The following is a 20,474-nucleotide window of genomic DNA, read 5'->3' as shown; positions in this document are numbered from 1 at the left end:
GGCCGTGACAAGTCACACCTAGGACACAACCCGGTATCAACGCTCGGTAATTCCGGTATGCCACGTTCCGCGACATTCAGCCGGGACCCTGCCACACATTTCCGTTCCTCTCCTGGTCAGCGCGGTCAACCCGCCTCGATCAGCAGTTCTCCCGCCAACAACTCCTCACTCTGCGTGATCGATCCGCCACGTTCCGCCCGTACCCACGCCCGCTTCAGACACAGATGTACGTCGGCCTCCCAGGTGAACCCCATGCCGCCGTGCACCTGGAGACAGTCGCGGGCCCCGCGCACCGCCGCCTCGTCGGCGAGCAGCCGGGCAGCCGCGATGTCCACGGGATCGGCGGTCACAGCCGCCGCGTACACCGCCGCCCGCGCCACCTCCACCCGCACCAACAGTTCGGCGCACAAATGCTTGACCGCCTGGAAGGCCCCGACCGGTCGACCGAACTGCTCCCGTGTCCGGGCGTGTTGCACCGCGGCCTCGCAGGCCCGAACCGCCGTCCCCAACTGCTCGGCGGCTGTGAGCAGCACGAAGAGATCATCAGGGCGGACGGAGGAGTCGGCCCCCGGCACCCGGTGCAGCGGCGTCAACGGATCGACGGACCGCAGCTCCACGGCCTCGCCGGCCTCCCCCACCACCACGTCCGCCTCGTCCAGCCACTCCACCAGTCCCCCACCCCCGACGGCGGTCACGACGACCTCCCCGGTCGCCGCCCCCGGTATCTCCCCCGCCGCGAGGTGCGTGGCCACCAGCGGCCCCGGCAACAGCGCCCGCCCGGCCTCCTCGAACACCAGCACCGCCTCCGGCAGCCCGAGTCCGACCCCGCCCTCCGCCTCGGACAGACAGAGCGAGAAGAACCCCGCCGCACCCAGCTCCCGCCAGAGCCCCCGGTCCAGTCCGGGCCGGTCGACGGCCGCCCGCAACGCCTCCGCGCCGAAGCGCCGCGCCAACAGGCCCCGTACGCCGTCCCGCAAGGCCCGCTGATCCTCAGTGAGTTGAAACCGCATACGCCAACAGCCCCTCGTCAACACCGAGCACGACCTGCTTCTCAGGGGCGCGGGGAATCGCGCGACCAGCCAGGAACAACCCGCGGCCGGACACCCACAACACCCCCACCCATGAGGCGCCCCCGAACCCCACGTCACCCCTTCGGCAACCCCAAGATCCGCTCACCCACGATGTTCCGCTGAATCTCGGACGTCCCCGCGGCGATCGTGTACGACAACGAACTGAGCCGATCAAGAACCCATCCCCGCCCGAGATCGAGCGCGTCGGGCCCCAGGACATCCGCCGCCACGTCGTACAACTCCTGCCGCGCGCGCGAGTACCTCAGTTTGAAAACCGAACCCCCCACCCCCGGCACCCCTCCGGAGGACTCCGCCGCGCTCACGTTCCACTGCGTGAGCCGCCACAGCGTCCGGAACTCCGCGTTCAGCCGCCCCAGCCGCCGCCGCACGACGGAGTCGTCCCAGCGCCCGTTCGCCCGCGCCTCCCGCGCGACCTCCCCCAACGCCCGTCGGCACGCCACCACTTCACCCACGAACGCGGTCCCGCGCTCGAACGACAGCGTCACCATGGTCACGCGCCAGCCGTCGTTCTCCTCCCCCACCCGGTTGGCGACCGGCACCCGCACCTCGTCGAGGAAGACCTCGGCGAACTCGGTGGAGCCGGCGAGGGTGCGCAGGGGCCGTACGGTCACGCCGGGCGTGTCCATGGGCATCGCCAGCCAGGAGATGCCCCGGTGCTTCGGCGCCTCCGCGTCCGTGCGCACCAACAGCTCGCACCAGTCGGCGACTTCGGCGTGCGAGGTCCAGATCTTCGACCCCGTCACCACGTACTCGTCGCCGTCCCTCCGCGCCCGCGTGCGCAGCGCCGCCAGGTCGGACCCGGCGTCCGGCTCGCTGAAGCCCTGGCACCAGACCTCCTCACCGCGCAGGATCGGCGGCAGCCAGCGCGCCCGCTGCTCGGCGGTGCCCTCGGCCGCGATGGTGGGCCCCGCGTGCAGCAGTCCCACGAAGCCGGCGCCCACGTACGGGGCGCCCGCCCTCTCGGTCTCCTCCAGGAAGATCAGCCGCATGGTCGGCGAGGCGTCCCAGTGGACGTCGGCGTACCCGGCGTCGTACAGCATCCGCTGCCAGCCGAGGTCGTACGCGCGCCGTCCCGGCCAGTCGTCGGGCGACGGCTTCGGCGGCAGCGTGGGGAGCACCTTCGCCAGCCACTCCCGCAGCCGCGCCCGGAACTCCTCCTCCGCCGGGCTGTGAGTGAGATCCATCAGCCGAGCCCCTTCACCCGAGACCCCTCACTTGTCGAAGTCGAGGTCGAGCATCCGGATCGCGTTGCCACGCATGAGCTTGTAGACCGTCTCGTCGTCGAGGCCCTTCACATGGTCGAGGGCGACTTCCTTGGTGTGCGGGAAGGTCGAGTCGACGTGCGGGTAGTCGGTCTCGAAGGTCGCGTTGTCCCGCCCCACGACATCCAGCGAGGCGATGCCGTGCTTGTCGCGGAAGAAGCAGCAGAACATCTGCCGGTAGTAGTACGTCGACGGCGGCTCGGGGATCAGGTCACGCACGCCGCCCCAGGCCCGGTGCTCCTCCCAGACGTCGTCGGCGCGTTCCAGGGCGTACGGGATCCAGCCCATCTGGCCCTCGCTGTAGGCGAGTTTGAGGCGCGGGAACTTCACCAGGACCCCGCTGAAGAGGAAGTCCATCATTGAGGCCATCGCGTTGTTGAAGGAGAGCGAGGCCTGTACGGCGGGGGGCGCGTCGGGGGAGGCGGCCGGCATCTGGGAGCTGGACCCGATGTGCATGTTGACGACCGTCCCCGTCTCCTGGCAGACCGCGAAGAAGGGGTCCCAGTAGCCGGAGTGGATGGAGGGCAGCCCGAGGTAGGTGGGGATCTCGGAGAAGGTGACGGCCCGGACGCCCCGGGCGGCGTTCCGCCTGATCTCCTCGACCGCGAGGTCGATGTCCCACAGGGGGATCAGGCAGAGCGGGATCAGCCGGCCGCCGCTGTCGCCGCACCACTCCTCGACCATCCAGTCGTTGTACGCGCGCACGCAGGCCAGGGCGACTTCCTTGTCGTGCGCCTCGGCGAAGGTCTGCCCGCAGAAGCGGGGGAAGGTCGGGAAGCAGAGCGAGGCCTCGACGTGGTTGAGGTCCATGTCCGCCAGCCGCGCCTTCGGGTCCCAGCAGCCGCGCCGCATCTCCTCCCGGGTGATCCCCTCCAGCGTCATCTCGTCCCGGTCGAACCCGACGGCCGCGATGTTCCGTTTGTACGGGAACTTCAGGTCCTCGTAGATCCACCAGTCCGTCTGCTGCCCGTTCGGGTCCATCGTGATCCGGTACTTGCCGGCGACGTACGCGAGCTCGCCGATCCCGGCGGTGAGGGGCTTCGGGCCCCGGTCGCGGTACTTCTCGGGCAGCCAGGTGTCGAAGAGGTGCGCGGGCTCGATCACATGGTCGTCGACGCTGATGATGCGGGGCAGTTCGGTCATGGGTTCCCCACTCCGTTGCCTCAGTTATCTGATGGACCGTCAGATCCTTGGTGAGCAGGTTAGTGGCACACCCCTGGACCGACAAGCCGCCCCGGCCTACGCTCTGGCCACGATCTGACATGCCGTCAGCTAGCAGGCGAGTGAGCCGAAGGGGCGCGCCGGGGACGGGACCGTGAGCGCGCGGAGGCCCGAAGGGTCGAGCACGGTCGCGGTCCCGACACCGGCCGCAGCGCCCCGGAGACGAACCGAGCCTCAAAAAAGGGGGCCACGCAGTGAACGACACCGCCCATGCGCTCAGCGAGTCCCGCACCCTCTGGGAGCTCCTCGTCCGCCGCGCCGCCCTCACGCCCGACCGGCCCGTCCTCCTCCAGGACGACCGCACACTGAGCTTCGGCGAGCTGCGCGCCCGCGCCGAGCGGGTGGCGGCCGGGCTGTACGACAGGGGCGTACGCCCCGGCACGGTCGTCGCCTGGCAGCTGCCCACCCGGATCGAGACGGTCCTGCTCTCCTTCGCCCTGGCCCGCCTCGGCGCCGTCCAGTCCCCGGTCATCCCCTTCTACCGCGACCGCGAGGTCGGCTTCGCGCTCCGGGAGTCCAAGGCGGAGTTCTTCGCGGTGCCGGGCGAGTGGCGGGGCTTCGACCACACGGAGATGGCCCGGCGACTGGAGGCACGAGGCGTCTTCGAGGCGTACGACCGCCTCCCGGACGGCGACCCTTCGGCGCTCCCCGCCCCGCCGGCCGACGGCACCTCCGTCCGCTGGATCTACTGGACCTCGGGCACGACCTCCGACCCCAAGGGCGTCCTCCACACGGACCGTTCACTGATCGCGGGCGGTTCCTGCCTCGCCCACGCGCTCCGGCTCAACCGGGACGACGTCGGCTCGATCGCCTTCCCTTACGCGCACATCGGCGGCCCGGACTACATGGTGATGCTCCTGCTGTACGGCTTCCCTGCGGTGCTGTTCGAGCACTTCGCGCTGCCGGCCGCGCTGGAGGGCTACCGCAAGCACGGGGTGACGGTGGCGGGCGGGTCGACGGCGTTCTACTCGATGTTCCTCGCCGAGCAGCGCAAACAGCCCGGCGTTCCGGTCATTCCCACCCTGCGGCTGCTCGCGGGCGGCGGGGCCCCGAAGCCGCCCGAGGTCTACCACTGCGTCGTACGGGAGATGGGCGTGCAGCTCACCCACGGCTACGGCATGACGGAGGTCCCGATGATCACGATGGGGGCGCCGGACGACTCGGTGGAGAACCTGGCGACGACGGAGGGGCGGCCACCGGCGGGGATGGAGATACGGATCGCGGAGGACGGGGAGGTGCGGTTGCGCGGGGAGGCCGTCTGCCGGGGGTATCTGGATCCGGCGCAGTCGGCGGCGGCCTTCGACGCGGACGGGTTCTTCGCCACGGGCGACCTCGGGCAGGTCACCGACAGCGGTCACCTGGTACTGACCGGCCGCCTGAAGGACGTCATCATCCGCAAGGGCGAGAACATCTCGGCGAAGGAGATAGAGGACCTGCTGCACCGGCATCCGGCCGTCCGGGACGCGGCGGTGATCGGGCTGCCGGACGCGGAGCGGGGCGAACGGGTCTGCGCGGTGGTCGAACAGCCGCCGGACGCCGGCCCCCTGACCCTGGGGGACGTCACCGACTGGCTGCGCGCGGAAGGACTGTCCGTCCACAAACTGCCGGAGCAGGTGGAGGTGGTGGACGCCCTTCCGCGCAACGAGACCCTGCGAAAGGTGCTCAAGTACAAGCTGCGCGAACGCTATTCATGAGCCGCGCACCGGCCAGTGGTCGCTCAAGTCGCTATTCGGGCACGGTGAAGTAGCGCGCGAACGCGGTCACGACCTCCACCTCGTCCACCTTGCCGTCGGCGTCGGTGTCGAGGGTGGCGGCGGCCGCGGCGGCGACCTCCTCGGGGGCGCCGAGGGCCATGAGGACCCGGGCCGTCTCCTCGACCGTGGCCTTCCCGTCCCCGTCGGCGTCCGCGACGGCGAGGGCCGCGTGCAGGAAGGGGCGGGCGATCTCGGCGAAACGGTCGGGGTTGTCGCGCAGCCGCTTGACCGCGCCGTTCACGAACTCGTCCCGGGTGATGCGCTGGTCGCCGTCCCGGTCCGCTATTCCGGCCATACCCTGCCAGAAGGCCTCGGCGCCGCCGTACAGGGCCTGGCCCTTGTCCGAACGGGCGGTGGTGCCGAACTCGTTGAGAACCGCCTTGCTCGCCGCGCTGAAGTCCTCGCGGTCGATCCAGCCGTTGCCGTCCTGGTCGAAGGTGGCGAACCGGGCGGCGATCCTGCGCTCGTACTCGCTGCTGACCATGTCTCTTCGGGCCCGCCTTACGTCAAGTGGGTGCTTCTCGGACGGAGCGTACGACGTCAGGGGCCCGGGCGGAGCGGGAAAGCGGCGCTTGTACCAAGACTGCGGGAATTCTGGGACAACTGTGTGGCCACCGGGCCGCCAGCGCGTGCGAGGGCTCATATGTACGTACTGCTCACCGGGAGAGTGCGGGGGTCAGGCCGAGAGGTCAGGCCGAGAGGGGGTCGGCCTCGTCGTCGGACTCCGGGGCGACCGCCGAAGGGACGTCGGGGTGGACGTCGAAGAGGCGGCGGACGCCGAGGGCGGCGAGGACGCGGTTGACGTGCGCGCCCTCGGCCGGGCCGCCCGCGTGGCCGTCGGCGGGGAGGATCAGCCGGAGCCGTCCCCGGCAGGAGCGCATGAGGCGGCGGGTGGCGACGAGGACCCCCACGCCGCTGGAGTCGCAGAAGACGACGCCGGAGAGGTCGATGACAAGACTTCGGTGGCCGTCGGCCACCGCCTCGTGCACCCGCTGGCGAAGCTGGGGCGAGGTGACCAGATCCATCTCTCCGGACACGTGCAGCACGGCCCACTCGCTTCGAGCGCCTTGCTCGCCTTGCTCACTCTGCTCGCCGTCGGTCACTTCGAACGCCACCGCGATGCCTCTCAGTCGCCGAACCGGAAGCCACTGCACCGCTTCCTGCTTGCGCGGCTGCCCCGCCGTCGTTCCATGAAACACCCGTGGCTCACCGAAAGCGCGTGGCAAGCGAGCCATTTCAGGGGCCTTTTCGGTGCGATTTCCATCTAGTACGGTCACACATGATCGAATTTTGATCGCAAATGGAGCTGACACGGTCTTGAGCGGTCAGATTACGTGCAGATCAGGCCCCATGTGGGGTCGTACAAGCATACGAACGGCAGGCAGACGCCCACGTGGGCGGCATGGAAACGGCTTGCGCCGGCGGTCATACCACCTCCGGCCTTGCGAGGGGCGCACATTGCCATAAAGGGGCGTGCGCGGTCAGCGGTGCCGACTACATTCGGGACGGCAGTGCACACAGGCTGGAACCGGTCCGAACGGGCCGGAGCGACACCGGGTCGACACGGGTCCGACACGGGGTCCACGGCACGGAGTCCATCAGGAACGGCGCGGGTACGAGCAGGGTGAGGGGGCTGTATGGCGACGAAGGACGCACCGCCCCGCTGGGACCGCAGGATGCAGCAGCGGCTGGCGCGCGGCGAGGCGGCGGCGCTCGGTGAGCTGTACGACCGGTTCGCGTCCCTCGTGCACGGGCTCGCCCACCGCGTCCTCGGCGACGAGCGGGGCGCCGACGGCATCACCCGCGAGGTGTTCCTCCAGCTCTGGGAGAACCCCGAGGCGTACGACCCCAAGCACGGCCCCCTGCGTTCCTGGGTGGCGGCGCTGACCCACCGCCTGGCCGTGCAGCGGCTGCGCACCACCGAGACCGCCGCGCTCGCCCGGGGCGGCGAGGGCACCCCGGAGGACCTGGAGCGCAAGGTCCAGCACGCGTCGGTCGCGGCCCGCGCCGACTACATAGTGCAGGCGATGCCCACCCCGTTGCGGGCCGCGCTGGACCTGGCGTACTTCCAGCGCCGTGACTACCGCCAGACCGCCACCGACCTCGGCGTCACCGAGGACGAGGCCCGCCGCCGCCTCCGCCTCGGCCTCCAGCTCCTCTCCACCGCCCACGACACCCGCCCCTCCGGCACCCCGCCCGAACCCGGAGGTACGGCGTGACCGGCGGAACGAGCCCGTTCGGGGCGTACGACGACGACCCGGAGGGCCGGCAGCCCCACGAGTACGCCGACACCCCCACCACAGGACCGACCGTCGGCCGGGTACCGGCGGCCAGGGAGCCGTCGGACGGGGAGCCGTCGAGCAGTGGGGTCCCGGACGAGGACGGTGCGCGAGGCGCCGGTGATCCCCGCGCGGCGGACGAATTCGACGGGCCCGAGTCCGACGACTCACCGACCGGCGACGACGCCGCGGTCGGTGACGGCGGCCCGAATGGTGACGGCGGCCCGGATGGTCACGGCGGCCGTGGGAACGGGTCCGGTGGGAACGGCCCTGGTGGACCGTCCGGGTCCGGGCCTGATGGCCCTGGGGACGGCGGCGGCGACGGGCCGGTCAGGCCGCCGCGTATACCGCTGCCGCGTTCCTCCGTGGAGGACACCGGGCTGCCGTTGCCCGACCTCACGCCCCCGCCCGCCCCCGAAGCGACGCCGCGGCCGGCATCGGCGGACCCGGAGCCCGCGGAGTCCGAGTCGGCCGTACCCCCCGTGCCGCCGGCCTCTGCCGTGCCCCCCACCCCTCCGGCCCCTCTCACCTCTCCCACCCCTCTCGTCCCTCCCCCTCCCCTCGTGCTGGAGCACCGCGTGCTCAAGGCGCTGCTCGGGGCCTGGGCGCTGGCGGCGTGTTCGGCGGAGGAGTCGCTGGCCGTCGAGGAGCACCTCGGGGCGTGCGGGGCGTGCGCGGACGAGGCGCGGCGGCTGCGGGAGGCCGTGGGGCTGCTGCACCCGGCGGAGAGCCTCGACCTGGACCCGGCCCTGCGCACCCAGGTGCTGGACGTCTGTCTGGGCCGCCGCCCGCCGCGCATCCCCGTACCGCGCTGGGCCGCCCCTTACGACGCGGAGACGGCCCGGCTGGACGCGTTGCTGCAGGACATCGGGAGCGCCGACTGGCACACGCCCGTACGGCTGCGCTGGTTCGAGGGCGTGGGACCGGTGAGCCGTCGTACGACCGTCGCCGGGGTCATCGCCCACCTGCTCACCGTCGACGGGCTGGTCGCGGCCGCGATCGGCCTGGACGACCCGCTCGGCCTGCTGGAGACCGGCGGCGACGAGCCCGTCGTCCTTACCCCGACGGCCCGCACCGAGGCGTACTGGAAGGCGTCCCACTTCCCGCCCACCCGTGCCCTCCGCGCGCCCTGGCGGCAGCAGAGCCACGACATCGTCCGCACGACGTCGTTCACGGGCGGCGGCGACCCGGACGACTCCGACGCCCCGGGGCACCTGGCGGTCTCGTACGGCGGCTTCGAACTACCACTGCGGGACGCGATGCTGGACCGGGCGTTCGAGTGCTGGATCCACGCGGAGGACATCGCGGAGGCGGTGGACTACCCGTACGAGCCGCCCTCGGGCCGCCATCTGCACGGCATGATCGACCTGGCGGCCCGCATGCTGCCCGTGTCCCTGGCCGAGCGCCGCCGGGCCGGGCTGGCGTCCCCGCCCCCGCCCGGCCGCCACCTCGTACCGGCCGGAACCCCCGGCCGCAGCCTCCGCCTGGAGATCGAGGGATCAGGCGGCGGCGAGTGGCTCATCCCCCTCGACTCCCCCGCGGCCCTCGGCTCCGCCGACCACGAGGTGGCCCATGTGGCCCTGGACGGCGTCGAATTCTGCCGCCTGGCCGCCGGGCACGTGCCTCCGGAGGAAGCGGCCGCGGGCCGGGGCGGCGACCGGGAAGCGATCAGGGACGTACTGTTCGCGGCGGCGGCACTGAGCCGGATGTAGGGGCCAGAGGCCTGGGGCCCGGAGGTTGCGCCGGGCGGGGCTCGGGGGCGACCACGACCCACGCTCAGCCTCAGCCACAGCCACAGCCACAGCCACAGCCACGCAACCGCACGCGCGCCCCCAAGCTACGGGGCGCCCCGCCACACGCCTACGCGAAGACGACCGTCCGTCGCCCGTTCATCAGAATCCGCCGCTCCGCATGCCACTTGACGGCCCGCGCCAGCGCCTGGCACTCCACATCCCGCCCGACCGCGACGAGCCCCTCGGGCGTCACCCCGTGCCCGACCCGCTCGACCTCCTGCTCGATGATCGGCCCCTCGTCGAGGTCGGCGGTGACATAGTGCGCCGTCGCCCCGATCAGCTTCACACCCCGCGCGTGCGCCTGGTGGTACGGCTTCGCGCCCTTGAAGCTCGGCAGGAAGGAGTGGTGGATGTTGATGATGCGGCCGCTGAGCTGCTTGCAGAGGTCGTCGGAGAGGACCTGCATATAGCGCGCCAGAACGACCAGCTCGACGTTCTCCTCGCGCACGATCTCCAGCACCCGCGCCTCGGCCTGCGCCTTGGTGTCCTTGGTCACCGGGATGTGGTGGAAGGGGATGTCGTACGACCTCACCAGCTCGGCGAAGTCGGTGTGGTTGGAGATCACGGCCGCGATCTCCACCGGCAGGGCCCCGATGCTCGCCCGGAAGATCAGGTCGTTCAGGCAGTGGCCGAACTTGCTGACCATCAGGACGATGCGCATCTTCTCGTCGGCCTGGTTGATCTGCCAGTCCATCTGGAAGGAGTCACCGATCGCCGCGAAGCCGGCCCGCAGCTTCTCCACGCTCACTGGGGGTACCTCCCGCGCGTTCAGCTGCGGGGGAGCCTCCGCCGAGAAGTGGACGCGCATGAAGAACAGACCCGTGTCGTGGTCGCCGAACTGCTGGCTGTCCTCGATGTTGCAGCCGGTCATGAAGAGGTAGCTCGACACGGCGTGCACGATGCCCTGCTTGTCCGGGCAGGCGAGGGTGAGGACGTACTGGTCGGCGGGCGCCGCGGCTCGGGTGGACTGCGCGTTCATGCCCGACAGGGTCCCATATGGCGTACCCATGTCGGCAATCGTCCCGAGGACCGGACCCCCGCCCATCCCCGGCATCCGGGCCCTACGCCACCCGCGTCATGATCCGCAGCACCTCGAGCGTGCGCGGCGGTGTGTCCGGCTCCTCCCCGTCGCTCACCGAGAGGCGTACGTGGGCCTCGCGGGCGGCACGGACGGCCTCGGGCCAGGCCTCGTGGTCGACGTACGTGGAGACGGGCGCGTCCGGGCCGACCTGGTGCATGATCCGCAGCACGCGCAGCACGGCGGTGTCGACGAGGGCCGCCTCCTGGGCGTCACGGAAGATCGTGCCCACGTATTTCTCGGCGGACCAGTTGTCCAGCCAGGTGTCCTCGACCAGGCGGTACACGGCGTCGGTGACGTCCCCGTACCCGTCGACACCGGCCAGCCAGACGTTCTGCTGGAACGCGGGGTCGGAGAGCATGTGCAGCGCGGAGCGCACATTGCTGCGCCAGCGCCACCACGGCATGTCGTTCAGTGGCATGTCGCCCATGGTGGATGAGTGACGCCCGCGACGGGAAGGGGTCTCCGGACCTTGGACGGTCATCGATCGTGCCTTCCTCTCTGAAACCACTCAAAAATACGATCGTAGCTCTTCGCAATTCACCTCCCGGTCGCCTCCCGTTGCCCATCCGTCACGCCCGGGTTGGTCATGTGACGGAATCGTGCGGAGTCATGACTGGCTTCCAGGCACGACGGACCCCTCTGCTCACAGGCCTCCCCCCAGGGCGCGCCAAACGCCTGGTCAGGGCCACCACGCTGGCGGCGTGTGCCTCACTCGTCGCCGGGTGCGGGGTCATCCCCGGTACCACGGGGGGTACCGGGGACGGCCCCGTCACCGTCATGACCTGGGCCCCGGAGAAGACGGCCGCCACCAACAAGCCCGGCATGCCCGCCATGGCGAAGGCGTACGCCCGCTGGGTCAACGCCAACGGCGGCATCAACGGCCACGAGCTGAAGATCATCACCTGCAACGACCACAACGAGACCGTGAGCGCCGCGAAGTGCGCCCGCCGCGCCGCCGACGAGAGCGCCGTCGCGGTCGTCGGGTCCTACAGCCAGCACGGCCGTTCCTACATCGCCCCGCTGGAGTCCGCGAACATCCCGTACATCGGCGGCTACGGCGTCACCGACGACGAGTTCGCCAGCGCGCTGTCCTATCCGGTCAACGGCGGCCAGGCCTCCCTCATGGCGGGCCTCGGCGAGCAGCTCGCCGAGGCCTGCGGCCCTGTCGCACTCGTGCGCCCCGACTCGATAGCCGGCGACCAGCTGCCGCTGCTGCTGGACTCGGGGCTGCGGTCGGGGGGCCACGACGGGTCCGAGGACCAGTTGGCGGCCGAGGACGCGACCGAGTACGGGGGGCACGCGCGGGAGGCCCTGCGCCGGGCCGCCGCCGACCCGGCCGCGGAGGGGTGTGTGGTCCCGGCGCTCGGCGACCGCACCTTCACCTTCATGGACTCCTTCCGCCGGGACCGCGAGGACTTTCCGGACGTCCGCACGGGGACGGTCCTCGGCAGCGTCGACCAGACGGTGATCGACGCGACCGGTGGCAGGTCGGGGCCGTACGAGGGGGCGTACGTCACCGGCTGGTACCCGGTGGAGAGCGACCAGCGGTGGGATCAGATGAAGAAGGTGATCCGGGAGCACGCGTTCGACGACAACCGGATCGACCCGGCGGACCCGGGTGTGCAGACCACGTGGATCGCGTACACGGTCCTGAAGGCCGCCATCGAGAAGATCGGCGGGGGCGAGGTGACCTCCCAGGCGATCCGGCGCGTCCTCGACGACGGTCTGGAGGTCACCACGGGCGGCCTCACTCCACCCCTCAGCTGGCGCTTCGAAGACCTCATAGCCTCCGCCGGCTTCCCCCGCATCATCAACCCCGAAGTCACCTTCCAGATCGTCCGCAAGGGCCAACTCGTCGCCGCCCGAAGGGGGTTCGTGAACGTGGAGGAGACACTGGTGGAAGCGGACAGCTGAGCGGCGGGGCCTCGGGCCGAGACCTCGGCTGGAGGGCGGCTCAGCCGTTGACCGGGCTCGGCGACAGGCGTTCGGCCCCGGCCCGGTCGGCGGTGCTCGGCCGTGCTGCTACAGCTGGACCGCCTGGCGTTGGGTCAGGGAGTAGGTGGTGGCGATCGTGTTCCAGAGTGCGGCGGCCTTGGTCTTCTCGGCGCTGGCGGTGCCGCTGGCCTGGTTGCCGGCCTGGGTCTGGCCGGTGGCGCGGGCCTGGCCCTTCCTGCAGCCCTTCCTCCCGGCGGCCTGGTCGGCCCACGCGGCGTAGTGGTTGTCGGCGGAGGCGGAGGCCTGCCAGGCCTTGGTGAGCGAGGTGGTCAGGGCCTTGTTGTCCGGCAGCTTGTCGACGGACAGCCCGCCGAGCCGGGTGACCAGGTCGTTGCGCTGTTTCGCGGCGTCCCGGAGGTCGGTGGCGGCCTGGCCCAGATTCGTGCAGGTCCTGATGTTCGCGACCGCCTTGATCACGCTGTTCCGGCTGTCGCCGCTGTCCGCCAGCAGCTTGTCCAGCGCGACCGCCTGCTCCTTCGCCGGGTCCGCCGACGCGGACGCCGACTCCTCGGGCGCCCCGGTCGCCGCGACGGGCTTGTTGTCGTTCTGCGAGGAGTCGTCCCCGGGCCCGGCCATCAGGGCACCCGCCCCGATCCCGAGCACGGCGATCCCCACCCCGACGAGCGCGATGAGCGGCACCCGGGAGTTCTTACGGCCGCCCCCTCCGCCCCCGCTGCCGTCCCGTCTCGCGGAGGCCCGCCCACCGTGACCGCCGGGTCCGCCGTGGCCACCTTGACCGCCGTGGCCGCCGCGCCCACCGGGGCCCTGCGGCGGCTGCGGGGCGTGCGTGTGCTCGATCCTCGGCATCTGCTGCGTGCCCCCGGCGGCACCCTCCGCCCCCGCCTCGCTGCGGAAGAGACTGTCGAACACGTCCGGCTGCTGCGGCGGCTGCTGAGCCCGCCGCTGCCCCGGCGCACCGTACGGCTGCTGCCGGGGCTGCGCCTGCGCGGCCACCGGCGGTATGAACTGCGTGGGCTCGGCGTCCGGGTTCCCCGCGGGCGCCGCGTGCGGGTGCTGTACGGGGTTCGCGGTGGGCGGCAGGGGCCCGGCACCGTGGTGCGGCACCCGCCCCAGGTACGCCGTCGCCTCGCCCGACGCCTCCGGCGGCAGCGCGCCCGGTCCGATCGGCGGCAGGAACTGGGTGGCGGCCTCCGCGGCGGGCGCCTGCGCGGTCACCGGCGGTATGTACTGCGTCGCCCCTTCGTCCACCGGCGCGGCCCCGGCCGACGGCACGAACGGGATGTACTGGGTGGCTCCCTCGTCCATCGGCGGCGCGGCGGGCGACGGCAGGGACACCTCACCCGCGACCGGCGGCAACGGAGCACCCGACCCCGCTCCGCCATACCCCTCGACCCCGTACGACGGCCCCGGCCCCTGGGAACCCTCCGGGGGCAACGGCAGCCCGCCCTGAGTGCCGTACGCGGCCTGGGTGCCGTAGTCGGCGCCGTGGGTGCCGTACCCGGCGTGTCCACCCTGAGCGCCGTACGTGTCGTGCGCCCCCTGGCCGCCCCACTCCGGAGCGGGCGGCGCGGGCGGCGTGCTGTGCCAGTGGTCGGCAGCGGGCTGGGCGGGCGACCCGGCCTCCTCCGAGCCCCACTGGCGCTGCTGGTCCCACGGCTGGACCGGGGCCGGCGGCAGCGGCGCCGGCGGCAGATCGCTCGGATGGAGTGGTGCCCCACCGTCCGAGGGCAGCACGATGCCTTCGCGCGCGGTCCGCGCCGAGGGCTCCTCGCCCTGTCCACTCTGCGTCACCGAGACTCCTACGAACGGGGGACTTCCGGAATCGTCGACTCACGCTACCGGGTCCGCGTGACAGCCCACGCACCACCCGCGCCCTGATGAGGGGGGAAGCCCCTCCCTAAGGCGCGGGGAACCGCGCGGCCGGCCACGACCCACCGCGGTCGCGAGACGACCGAGTCCCCCACCCAGAGCGTTCTACGCCGCCTGCAAGTCCATTCGCGCCCCGAACTCCCTGACCACCGCCTCCTCCCTGAACGGCTCCAACCGTTGCTGGAAGTCCTCCAGGTACTCGGCCCCCCGGTTCGACCGCAGCGACCCCAGCAACTCCACGGCCTTCGTCCCCGTGTGGCAGGCCTCTTCGACCTCCCGTTGCTGCACCTGCGCCGTGGCGAGCAGCACATACCCGATCGCCCGCCGCCGGGCCCGCGACTCCGGATGCTTGGCCAGCGACTCCTCGGCCCGCCGGGCCGCCGCCTCCGCCTGCCCGAGGTCCCGGTGGCAGTGCGCCAACTCGTCGGCGAGATAGGCCTCGTCGAAGTGCTTGATCCACGCCGGGTCGTCCCCGGCCGAGGGGTCCGCGCCCTCCAGCGCCTCGACGGCCCGGCCCGCGGCCGTCTGCGCGGCGCGCGCGTCGCCCATCAGCGCGTGCCCGCGCGCCTCCGCCGCGTGGAACATCGACTCCGCACGCGGTGTGGCCCGCCCCCGTGCCCCTTCCTGCGCCGCGCGCGCCAACTGCGCGATCTCACGCGGATTTCCGAGCTGTGCGGCGAGGTGGCTCATGGAGGCGGCGAGGACGTAACCGCCGTACGCGCGGTCGCCCGCGGCCTGGGCGAGGCGGAGTGCCTGGATGTAGTACCGCTGGGCGAGGCCGGGTTGCCCGGTGTCGACGGCCATGTACCCGGCCAGTTCGGTCAGCCGGGCGACCGCGGCGAACAACTCCCGCCCCACCGCTTCGCGGTAGGAGCCGGCCAGCAGCCCCGAGACCACGCTGTTGAGGTAGTGCACGACGACCGGCCGCACATGCCCGCTGCCGTACTGGTGGTCGAGGTCGACGAGCGCCTGCGTCATCGCGCCCACGGCCGCCACGTCGGCCGACCCCACCCGGGGCCCCGCCGAGCGGGCCACCTGGGAGTCCGGCGCGGAGATCAGCCAGTCGCGGCTGGGCTCGACGAGCGCGGAGGCCGCGACGGACGACCCGGAGAGGAAGTCGCGCCGCCCCACGTCGCTGCGCCACAGCTCGCAGACCTGCTCGATCGCTCCCAGCACCGTCGGCGAGAACTGGAGGCCGACGCCGGACGCGAGGTTCTTGCCGTTGGCCATGCCGATCTCGTCGATCGTGACCGTACGGCCCAGTTTGCGGCCCAGGGCCTCGGCGATGATCGCGGGCGCCCGGCCCCGCGGCTGCTGTCCACGCAGCCAGCGCGCCACGGACGTCTTGTCGTAGCGCAGATCCAGACCGTGCTCCGCGCCGCACATGTTGACCCGCCGGGCCAGTCCGGCGTTGGAGCAGCCCGCTTCCTGGATGAGCGCCTGCAGTCGTTCGTTCGGCTGCCTGGCGACGAGCGGCCTTGCGGCCATGGCGTACCCCCTGTGGCTGTGGTGCCGTGCCCACGCACCGAGTTGACGTGTCCTCAGCGGCCGATTCCCCTCGTATACGTGTACCCACATATCGAAAGGATCCGGCCTCGAAGATCAATGCCCCGCCGACATACCGAAGATGCGAGACATACCGAAGATGCCGGGGTAAACACGGATGCTGTACCCCACACGTGGCTACCCGGCTCACTCCGTGATCCCTCCCGCGCGCCCCCGGCCGTGCACCCATGCGCCCCGGCCCCGTTGGCGATGCTCTCCCCCGCGCATGTGACTTCCGTAACCCCTGATGACCGCTAGAGTTGTGTTCATCGTGGAAGAGACCATCGCGGGCCCTGAAGCTGCCCAAATCCCGAAGCAGCGTGGTGAATCGCTGCTGGATACCGCCGTTCGATACACCGAAGAGCGCCACTGGGACGTGTTCCCCGGAACATGGCTGGAAGCCGTCGAAGGGGTGCAGCAGTGCTCCTGCGGCAACCCGGCGTGCGCCATCCCCGGCGCGCACCCGGCGCGCGAGGACTGGGCGACCCAGGCGACAGGCAGTGCGACCGTCGCACGCCGCCTGTGGTCGAAGCAGCCCACCGCGTCGATCCTGCTGCCGACCGGTCGTACGTTCGACACGATCGACGTTCCCGAAACGGCCGGCCTGCTGGCGCTGGCCCGCATGGAACGCATGGAGCTGACGCTCGGGCCGGTGACCTGGACGCCGGATCGTCGGATGCACTTCTTCGTGCTGCCCGGCGCCTCCGTCAAGGTCCCCGATCTCGTACGGAAGTTGGGCTGGTCGCCGCTGGTCCTCGACCTCAAGGCATTGGGTGAGGGCGAGTACGTGGCGGCTCCGCCGACGCGGTACGGGTCACGGGGCGCCGTGCAGTGGGCTCGACGGCCCACTCCGGCGAACCGGTGGCTGCCGGATGCGGAGGAGTTGATCTCGCCGCTCTCCTACGCGTGCGGGCGGGACGGGCGCCGGTAGCGTTCCGGGCGGGGGCCGCGGGTCGGTTCTGCGACTGCGCGTCGGTCGTGGTTGTTCACGCCCGCGCGGCGGAGCCGTGTATCGACTTCACCCCGCGCCCCTGAAAGACCGGGGGGCGCTGTCTACCCGAGGGGGCAGCCGGTGTGAGTGATGTCGTCGCTGTACGTGTGCAGGGGCTCTGGAAACGGTTCGGGGCCCAGGTCGCCGTCGCCGGGATCGATCTGGAGTTGCCCGCCGGGCGGTTCGTCGGGCTGGTCGGGCCGAACGGCGCCGGGAAGACCACCACCCTGTCGATGGTCACCGGTCTGCTCCGCCCCGACCAGGGGTCCGTGGAGGTCGTCGGGCACGACGTGTGGCGCGACCCGGTCGAGGTGAAGGCCCGTATCGGTGTCCTGCCGGAGGGCCTGCGCCTCTTCGACCGCCTCACCGGGCGTGAACTCCTCGCCTACACAGGCCGGTTGCGCGGGCTGCCCGGTACCGAGGTCGACAAGCGGGCCACCCAGCTGCTGGACGTCCTCGATCTCGCGGGCGCCCAGCACAAGCTCGTCGTCGACTACTCGACGGGCATGCGCAAGAAGATCGGCCTCGCCGCGGCCCTCCTGCACAACCCCGAAGTCCTCTTCCTGGACGAGCCGTTCGAGGGCGTCGACCCCGTCTCCGCCCAGACCATCCGCGGCGTCCTGGAGCGGTATACCGCCTCCGGCGCCACGGTCGTCTTCTCCTCCCACGTCATGGAACTGGTCGAGTCCCTCTGCGACTGGGTGGCCGTCCTCGTCGCCGGCCGCATCCGCGCCCACGGCCCCCTCGCCGACGTACGGGGTGACGCGCCCTCGCTGCAGCGCGCGTTCCTGGAGCTGGTGGGCGCGAGCGACCGGGTCACCGGCTCGGACCTGGACTGGCTGGGCGGCGGCGGGACGGGCAGCCGATGAGCACGACGGGCTCGGCGGGCGCGGCGGGTTCGGCCGGTTCGGCCGGTTCGGTGGGGGCCGCGTCGGTGACCGCCGTCGTCGTACGGCTGAAGCTGTCGCTGTTGCGCAACGGGCTGCGGCAGTCGACGGGGCGGCGGGCGGCGTACATCTTCTCCGTCGTCTTCGTGCTGCTGTTCGCGGCGCTCCAGCTGATCGGGCTGATCGCGTTGCGGGGCGACGAGCACGCGGCGTCCGTGACCGTGCCGCTGGTGGCGCTGCTGGCGCTCGGGTGGGCGGTGATGCCGCTGTTCTTCCCCGGCGGGGACGAGACACTGGACCCGACGCGGCTGGTGATGCTGCCGCTGCGCCCGCGCCCACTCGTACGGGCACTGCTCGCGGCCTCCCTGGTGGGCATCGGCCCGCTGTTCACGCTGTGCGTGCTCCTCGGGTCGGTCGTCGCGCTGGCGCGGGGCCCGGCCGCGTACGTCACCGCCGTGGCCGCGGTCCCGCTCGCGCTGCTCTGCTGCGTCGCGCTCGCCCGAGCGGTGGCCGCCGCCAACACCCGCCTCCTGACCAGTCGGCGGGGCCGGGACCTCGCCGTCCTGAGCGGCCTCCTGATCGCGATCGGCGCCCAGGCCGTCAACTTCGGTGCCCAGCGCCTCGGTTCGTCCGGCCTCGGTCAGCTGGACCCGGTGGCGGACGTACTAAGCTGGGTCCCGCCGTCGTCCGCGATCGGCGCGGTGCGGGCGACGAGCGAGGGGTCGTACGCGGTCGCGGTAGCCCAACTGGCGTTGTGCGCACTGGCGTTGATGATGCTGCTGCGTCTCTGGGCACGGACGCTCACCCGGCTGATGACCTCCCCGGACGGCTCCACGCTCCAGGCCGCCGACGCGGGGCGGGCGCGGACGCGCTCCACCGGCCTGAGCCGGCTCCTCCCCGCCGGCCGCACCGGCACGATCATGGAACGCAGTCTGCGCTATGTCCGGCGGGACCCGAGGACGAAGGCGGCGTGGGTGACCTCGCTCGCCATCGGCCTGATCGTGCCCGTCTTCAACGCCCTGCAGGGCACCGGATCGATCTACTTCGCCTGCTTCGCGGCGGGGATGCTCGGCATCCTGATGTACAACCAGTTCGGACAGGACACCTCGGCGTTCTGGATGGTCGCCATGACGATTTCGTCCGCACGGGACGCGTACGTCGAACTGCGTGGTCGCGCCCTGGCGTTGCTGGTCATCACCCTGCCGTACGCCACGTTCGTCACCGTCCTGACCACCGCGCTCCTCGGCGACTGGCCCGCCCTCCCCGAGGCCCTCGGTCTCTCCTTCGCCCTCCTCGGCGCGATGCTCGCCACCGGGGCCTGGTCCTCCGCCCGCTTCCCCTACTCCATCCCGCAGGAGGGCCACAAGAGCGTCGCCCCCGGACAGGCCGGCCTCGCCTGGATCTCCGTCTTCGGAGGCATGATCGCCGCCGCCCTCCTCTGCCTCCCGGTCATCGGCCTCACCATCTGGCTGCACGTCTCGGCGGGCGGCGGCTCCTGGACGTGGCTGCTGCTGCCGGTGGGAACGGCGTACGGGGCGGGGATCGCGGAGCTGGGGCTGCGGCTGGCGGCGCCCCGGACGGCCGGACAGCTGCCGGAGATCCTGACGGCGGTGAGCAAGGGGTAGCTTCTCGCCCCGATACCCCCTCTGCCGTGCGCAACAGAGGGGGTCCGTTCGGTACTTATGCGCGTTGTGCGTCGGCCTCTCGGTAGGGGTTGCCCTCCGCCGGAGTCACACACCAGAACGTCTCTGCCCTGGCCGTGAATCGCCGGTGGTCAGGGTTGAGTCCCGTGTGTTTGAGGGCCCAGACTTCGGCGGGTAGGCGGTCGTTGTCCGTGGGCGCCGGGGCCGCACCGCAGGACAGACACACCACGGAATAGACAACTTCTGGGATGTCGTCTCCGGTGGCCGGCGCCAATGTCCATTCGACTGCCGTGATGATGGAGCGGGTCACCGTACCCCCGTCCCGGTCCGGTGTGGTGCGACCGGCTCGATCATGCTCTCGCCGCGGCAGTCCGGCGCAGACGGCAGCGCCGGGTGGTCTTCAAGGGCACGGCAAAGGGACGCGTGCAGGTGCTCGGTCTCGACCATGGAGAGCACAAGCTCGGCGTCCGTCGCATGCTCCCCGTTGCGGGACAGGCGTAGCGGAACGGCCACGTGACCGTCGTCGGTGCGGTGCACGCGGCTGCCCGGAGTGCGTTCGATTCCCCAGCTCATGACGGCCTCCCGATCCGCGTGAGGCGGTACGTACCCCAGAGTTCGCGTCCGGTCTCGCAGCCGTCCTGAGCCTTGGGCTTGCCCTTGCAGCCGTCGCACTTCCTCGTGTGCTCGAACCACAGGCGGTAAGCACGCAGCATGGGCAGTTCGACGTTCCGTACGCGCGACTCGACCGTTCCACCCGTCATCAGCTCACCCCCGTGAACTGGCGTACAGACAGAGCGCGTTGACGCTCGTCAGGCGGCAGGACGTAGGCGCGCACGAGGGGATGCCCGGCGTCCAGCGGGGCAGGGCCACCTCCGTCACGACACAGGCATGCGAACGCGAGCGCCGCGCCCCATGTCTCCGGCTGCGGCTGCACCGCGTACACGGGTGCCTGATGTACGGGATGGCCGGAGAGGGAGTGCGCGCTTGGTTTCCGGGGCCCTGACAGCAGGGCTCTCACCCGTTCGAATGCCTGTGATACGAATCGCATGTTGGCGCTCCTTCGCAGCGTCGGCCACGCCCCGGGACCGTCGTGAGCGGTCGC

At 71.5% G+C, this 20,474-nt stretch carries 18 protein-coding genes; 7 read left to right on the top strand and 11 right to left on the bottom strand.

The features are described from left to right. Positions 1–125 precede the first annotated feature (125 nt). From OG622_RS27390 to OG622_RS27380, 3 genes are all read right to left on the bottom strand, one after another. Positions 126–1,010, bottom strand: coding sequence for an acyl-CoA dehydrogenase family protein (locus tag OG622_RS27390; protein WP_371579271.1), 885 nt, complete (start codon positions 1,008–1,010; stop codon positions 126–128). Positions 1,011–1,144: 134 nt separating this feature from the next. Further along, positions 1,145–2,275 (bottom strand): acyl-CoA dehydrogenase family protein, encoded by a 1,131-nt coding sequence (locus tag OG622_RS27385; RefSeq protein ID WP_371579270.1) that lies wholly within the window; start codon positions 2,273–2,275, stop codon positions 1,145–1,147. Between the two features lie 27 nt (positions 2,276–2,302). Next, positions 2,303–3,496 carry an amidohydrolase family protein gene (locus tag OG622_RS27380; RefSeq protein ID WP_371579269.1) on the bottom strand — a complete coding sequence of 398 codons (1,194 nt, stop codon included), beginning with the start codon at positions 3,494–3,496 and terminating at the stop codon, positions 2,303–2,305. A gap of 272 nt (positions 3,497–3,768) precedes the next feature. Between OG622_RS27380 and OG622_RS27375 the strand changes: the two genes are divergently transcribed. Then, positions 3,769–5,268, top strand: coding sequence for a class I adenylate-forming enzyme family protein (locus OG622_RS27375; RefSeq protein WP_371579268.1), 1,500 nt, complete (start codon positions 3,769–3,771; stop codon positions 5,266–5,268). Positions 5,269–5,299: 31 nt separating this feature from the next. Here OG622_RS27375 and OG622_RS27370 read toward each other — a convergent pair whose 3' ends face one another. Beyond that, the gene (locus tag OG622_RS27370) at positions 5,300–5,812 is read right to left on the bottom strand and encodes an EF-hand domain-containing protein (protein ID WP_371579267.1); all 513 of its coding nucleotides are present in this window, start codon (positions 5,810–5,812) and stop codon (positions 5,300–5,302) included. A gap of 205 nt (positions 5,813–6,017) precedes the next feature. Continuing rightward, positions 6,018–6,449: an STAS domain-containing protein gene (locus OG622_RS27365; RefSeq protein ID WP_371584235.1), complete on the bottom strand. Its 432-nt coding sequence runs from the start codon at positions 6,447–6,449 to the stop codon at positions 6,018–6,020. A gap of 516 nt (positions 6,450–6,965) precedes the next feature. Here OG622_RS27365 and OG622_RS27360 point away from each other — a divergent pair. Together OG622_RS27360 and OG622_RS27355 are read left to right on the top strand one after the other, a co-directional pair. After that, the gene (locus OG622_RS27360) at positions 6,966–7,547 is read left to right on the top strand and encodes a sigma-70 family RNA polymerase sigma factor (protein WP_371579266.1); all 582 of its coding nucleotides are present in this window, start codon (positions 6,966–6,968) and stop codon (positions 7,545–7,547) included. 404 nt (positions 7,548–7,951) lie between these two features. After that, the gene (locus tag OG622_RS27355; protein ID WP_371584234.1) at positions 7,952–9,319 is read left to right on the top strand and encodes an MDMPI N domain containing protein; all 1,368 of its coding nucleotides are present in this window, start codon (positions 7,952–7,954) and stop codon (positions 9,317–9,319) included. A 148-nt stretch (positions 9,320–9,467) separates the two neighbouring features. On the opposite strand, the gene purU is transcribed toward OG622_RS27355, so the two are convergent. Next, complete coding sequence (purU, locus tag OG622_RS27350) at positions 9,468–10,379, bottom strand: formyltetrahydrofolate deformylase (protein ID WP_371584233.1); 912 nt, start codon at positions 10,377–10,379, stop codon at positions 9,468–9,470. 82 nt (positions 10,380–10,461) lie between these two features. Further along, positions 10,462–10,962: a hypothetical protein gene (locus OG622_RS27345; RefSeq protein ID WP_371579265.1), complete on the bottom strand. Its 501-nt coding sequence runs from the start codon at positions 10,960–10,962 to the stop codon at positions 10,462–10,464. A 128-nt stretch (positions 10,963–11,090) separates the two neighbouring features. Here OG622_RS27345 and OG622_RS27340 point away from each other — a divergent pair, with 128 nt between their 5' ends. Beyond that, positions 11,091–12,395, top strand: a complete 1,305-nt coding sequence (locus OG622_RS27340) for an ABC transporter substrate-binding protein (RefSeq protein ID WP_371579264.1) — start codon at positions 11,091–11,093, stop codon at positions 12,393–12,395. A gap of 108 nt (positions 12,396–12,503) precedes the next feature. Here OG622_RS27340 and OG622_RS27335 read toward each other — a convergent pair whose 3' ends face one another. Together OG622_RS27335 and OG622_RS27330 are read right to left on the bottom strand one after the other, a co-directional pair. Further along, positions 12,504–14,228 carry a hypothetical protein gene (locus OG622_RS27335; protein WP_371579263.1) on the bottom strand — a complete coding sequence of 575 codons (1,725 nt, stop codon included), beginning with the start codon at positions 14,226–14,228 and terminating at the stop codon, positions 12,504–12,506. A gap of 183 nt (positions 14,229–14,411) precedes the next feature. Next, positions 14,412–15,794 (bottom strand): transcriptional regulator, encoded by a 1,383-nt coding sequence (locus OG622_RS27330; protein ID WP_371579262.1) that lies wholly within the window; start codon positions 15,792–15,794, stop codon positions 14,412–14,414. Positions 15,795–16,098: 304 nt separating this feature from the next. On the opposite strand from OG622_RS27330, the gene OG622_RS27325 reads away from it, so the two are divergent. The 3 genes from OG622_RS27325 (at position 16,099) to OG622_RS27315 (ending at position 19,354) form a co-directional block, all read left to right on the top strand. Further along, positions 16,099–16,782, top strand: a complete 684-nt coding sequence (locus OG622_RS27325) for a bifunctional DNA primase/polymerase (protein WP_371579261.1) — start codon at positions 16,099–16,101, stop codon at positions 16,780–16,782. Positions 16,783–16,925: 143 nt separating this feature from the next. Continuing rightward, the gene (locus OG622_RS27320; protein ID WP_371579260.1) at positions 16,926–17,711 is read left to right on the top strand and encodes an ABC transporter ATP-binding protein; all 786 of its coding nucleotides are present in this window, start codon (positions 16,926–16,928) and stop codon (positions 17,709–17,711) included. Beyond that, positions 17,708–19,354 (top strand): transporter, encoded by a 1,647-nt coding sequence (locus tag OG622_RS27315; RefSeq protein WP_371579259.1) that lies wholly within the window; start codon positions 17,708–17,710, stop codon positions 19,352–19,354. Before OG622_RS27320 ends, OG622_RS27315 begins: the two co-directional genes overlap by 4 nt. Positions 19,355–19,678: 324 nt before the next feature. Here the strand turns inward: OG622_RS27315 and OG622_RS27310 are convergent, their stop codons facing one another. Continuing rightward, on the bottom strand, positions 19,679–19,945 hold the full coding sequence (locus OG622_RS27310) for a hypothetical protein (RefSeq protein ID WP_371579258.1): 267 nt from the start codon (positions 19,943–19,945) through the stop codon (positions 19,679–19,681). Then, positions 19,942–20,133, bottom strand: a complete 192-nt coding sequence (locus OG622_RS27305; protein ID WP_371579257.1) for a hypothetical protein — start codon at positions 20,131–20,133, stop codon at positions 19,942–19,944. Before OG622_RS27305 ends, OG622_RS27310 begins: the two co-directional genes overlap by 4 nt. Positions 20,134–20,474 lie beyond the last annotated feature (341 nt).

Source organism: Streptomyces sp. NBC_01314 (genome assembly GCF_041435215.1).
Lineage (GTDB): Bacteria > Actinomycetota > Actinomycetes > Streptomycetales > Streptomycetaceae > Streptomyces.
This window is presented reverse-complemented; position numbering and strand designations above follow the sequence as displayed.

What these genes read in the sequence shown, in the direction of transcription:
- OG622_RS27390 (WP_371579271.1), bottom strand. Translation starts at nt 1,010, where the DNA reads ATGCGGTTTCAACTCACTGAGGATCAGCGGGCCTTGCGGGACGGCGTA.
- OG622_RS27385 (WP_371579270.1), bottom strand. Translation starts at nt 2,275, where the DNA reads ATGGATCTCACTCACAGCCCGGCGGAGGAGGAGTTCCGGGCGCGGCTG.
- OG622_RS27380 (WP_371579269.1), bottom strand. Translation starts at nt 3,496, where the DNA reads ATGACCGAACTGCCCCGCATCATCAGCGTCGACGACCATGTGATCGAG.
- OG622_RS27370 (WP_371579267.1), bottom strand. Translation starts at nt 5,812, where the DNA reads ATGGTCAGCAGCGAGTACGAGCGCAGGATCGCCGCCCGGTTCGCCACC.
- OG622_RS27360 (WP_371579266.1), top strand. Translation starts at nt 6,966, where the DNA reads ATGGCGACGAAGGACGCACCGCCCCGCTGGGACCGCAGGATGCAGCAG.
- purU (WP_371584233.1), bottom strand. Translation starts at nt 10,379, where the DNA reads ATGAACGCGCAGTCCACCCGAGCCGCGGCGCCCGCCGACCAGTACGTC.
- OG622_RS27345 (WP_371579265.1), bottom strand. Translation starts at nt 10,962, where the DNA reads ATGACCGTCCAAGGTCCGGAGACCCCTTCCCGTCGCGGGCGTCACTCA.
- OG622_RS27340 (WP_371579264.1), top strand. Translation starts at nt 11,091, where the DNA reads ATGACTGGCTTCCAGGCACGACGGACCCCTCTGCTCACAGGCCTCCCC.
- OG622_RS27330 (WP_371579262.1), bottom strand. Translation starts at nt 15,794, where the DNA reads ATGGCCGCAAGGCCGCTCGTCGCCAGGCAGCCGAACGAACGACTGCAG.
- OG622_RS27325 (WP_371579261.1), top strand. Translation starts at nt 16,099, where the DNA reads ATGACCGCTAGAGTTGTGTTCATCGTGGAAGAGACCATCGCGGGCCCT.
- OG622_RS27315 (WP_371579259.1), top strand. Translation starts at nt 17,708, where the DNA reads ATGAGCACGACGGGCTCGGCGGGCGCGGCGGGTTCGGCCGGTTCGGCC.
- OG622_RS27310 (WP_371579258.1), bottom strand. Translation starts at nt 19,945, where the DNA reads ATGAGCTGGGGAATCGAACGCACTCCGGGCAGCCGCGTGCACCGCACC.
- OG622_RS27305 (WP_371579257.1), bottom strand. Translation starts at nt 20,133, where the DNA reads ATGACGGGTGGAACGGTCGAGTCGCGCGTACGGAACGTCGAACTGCCC.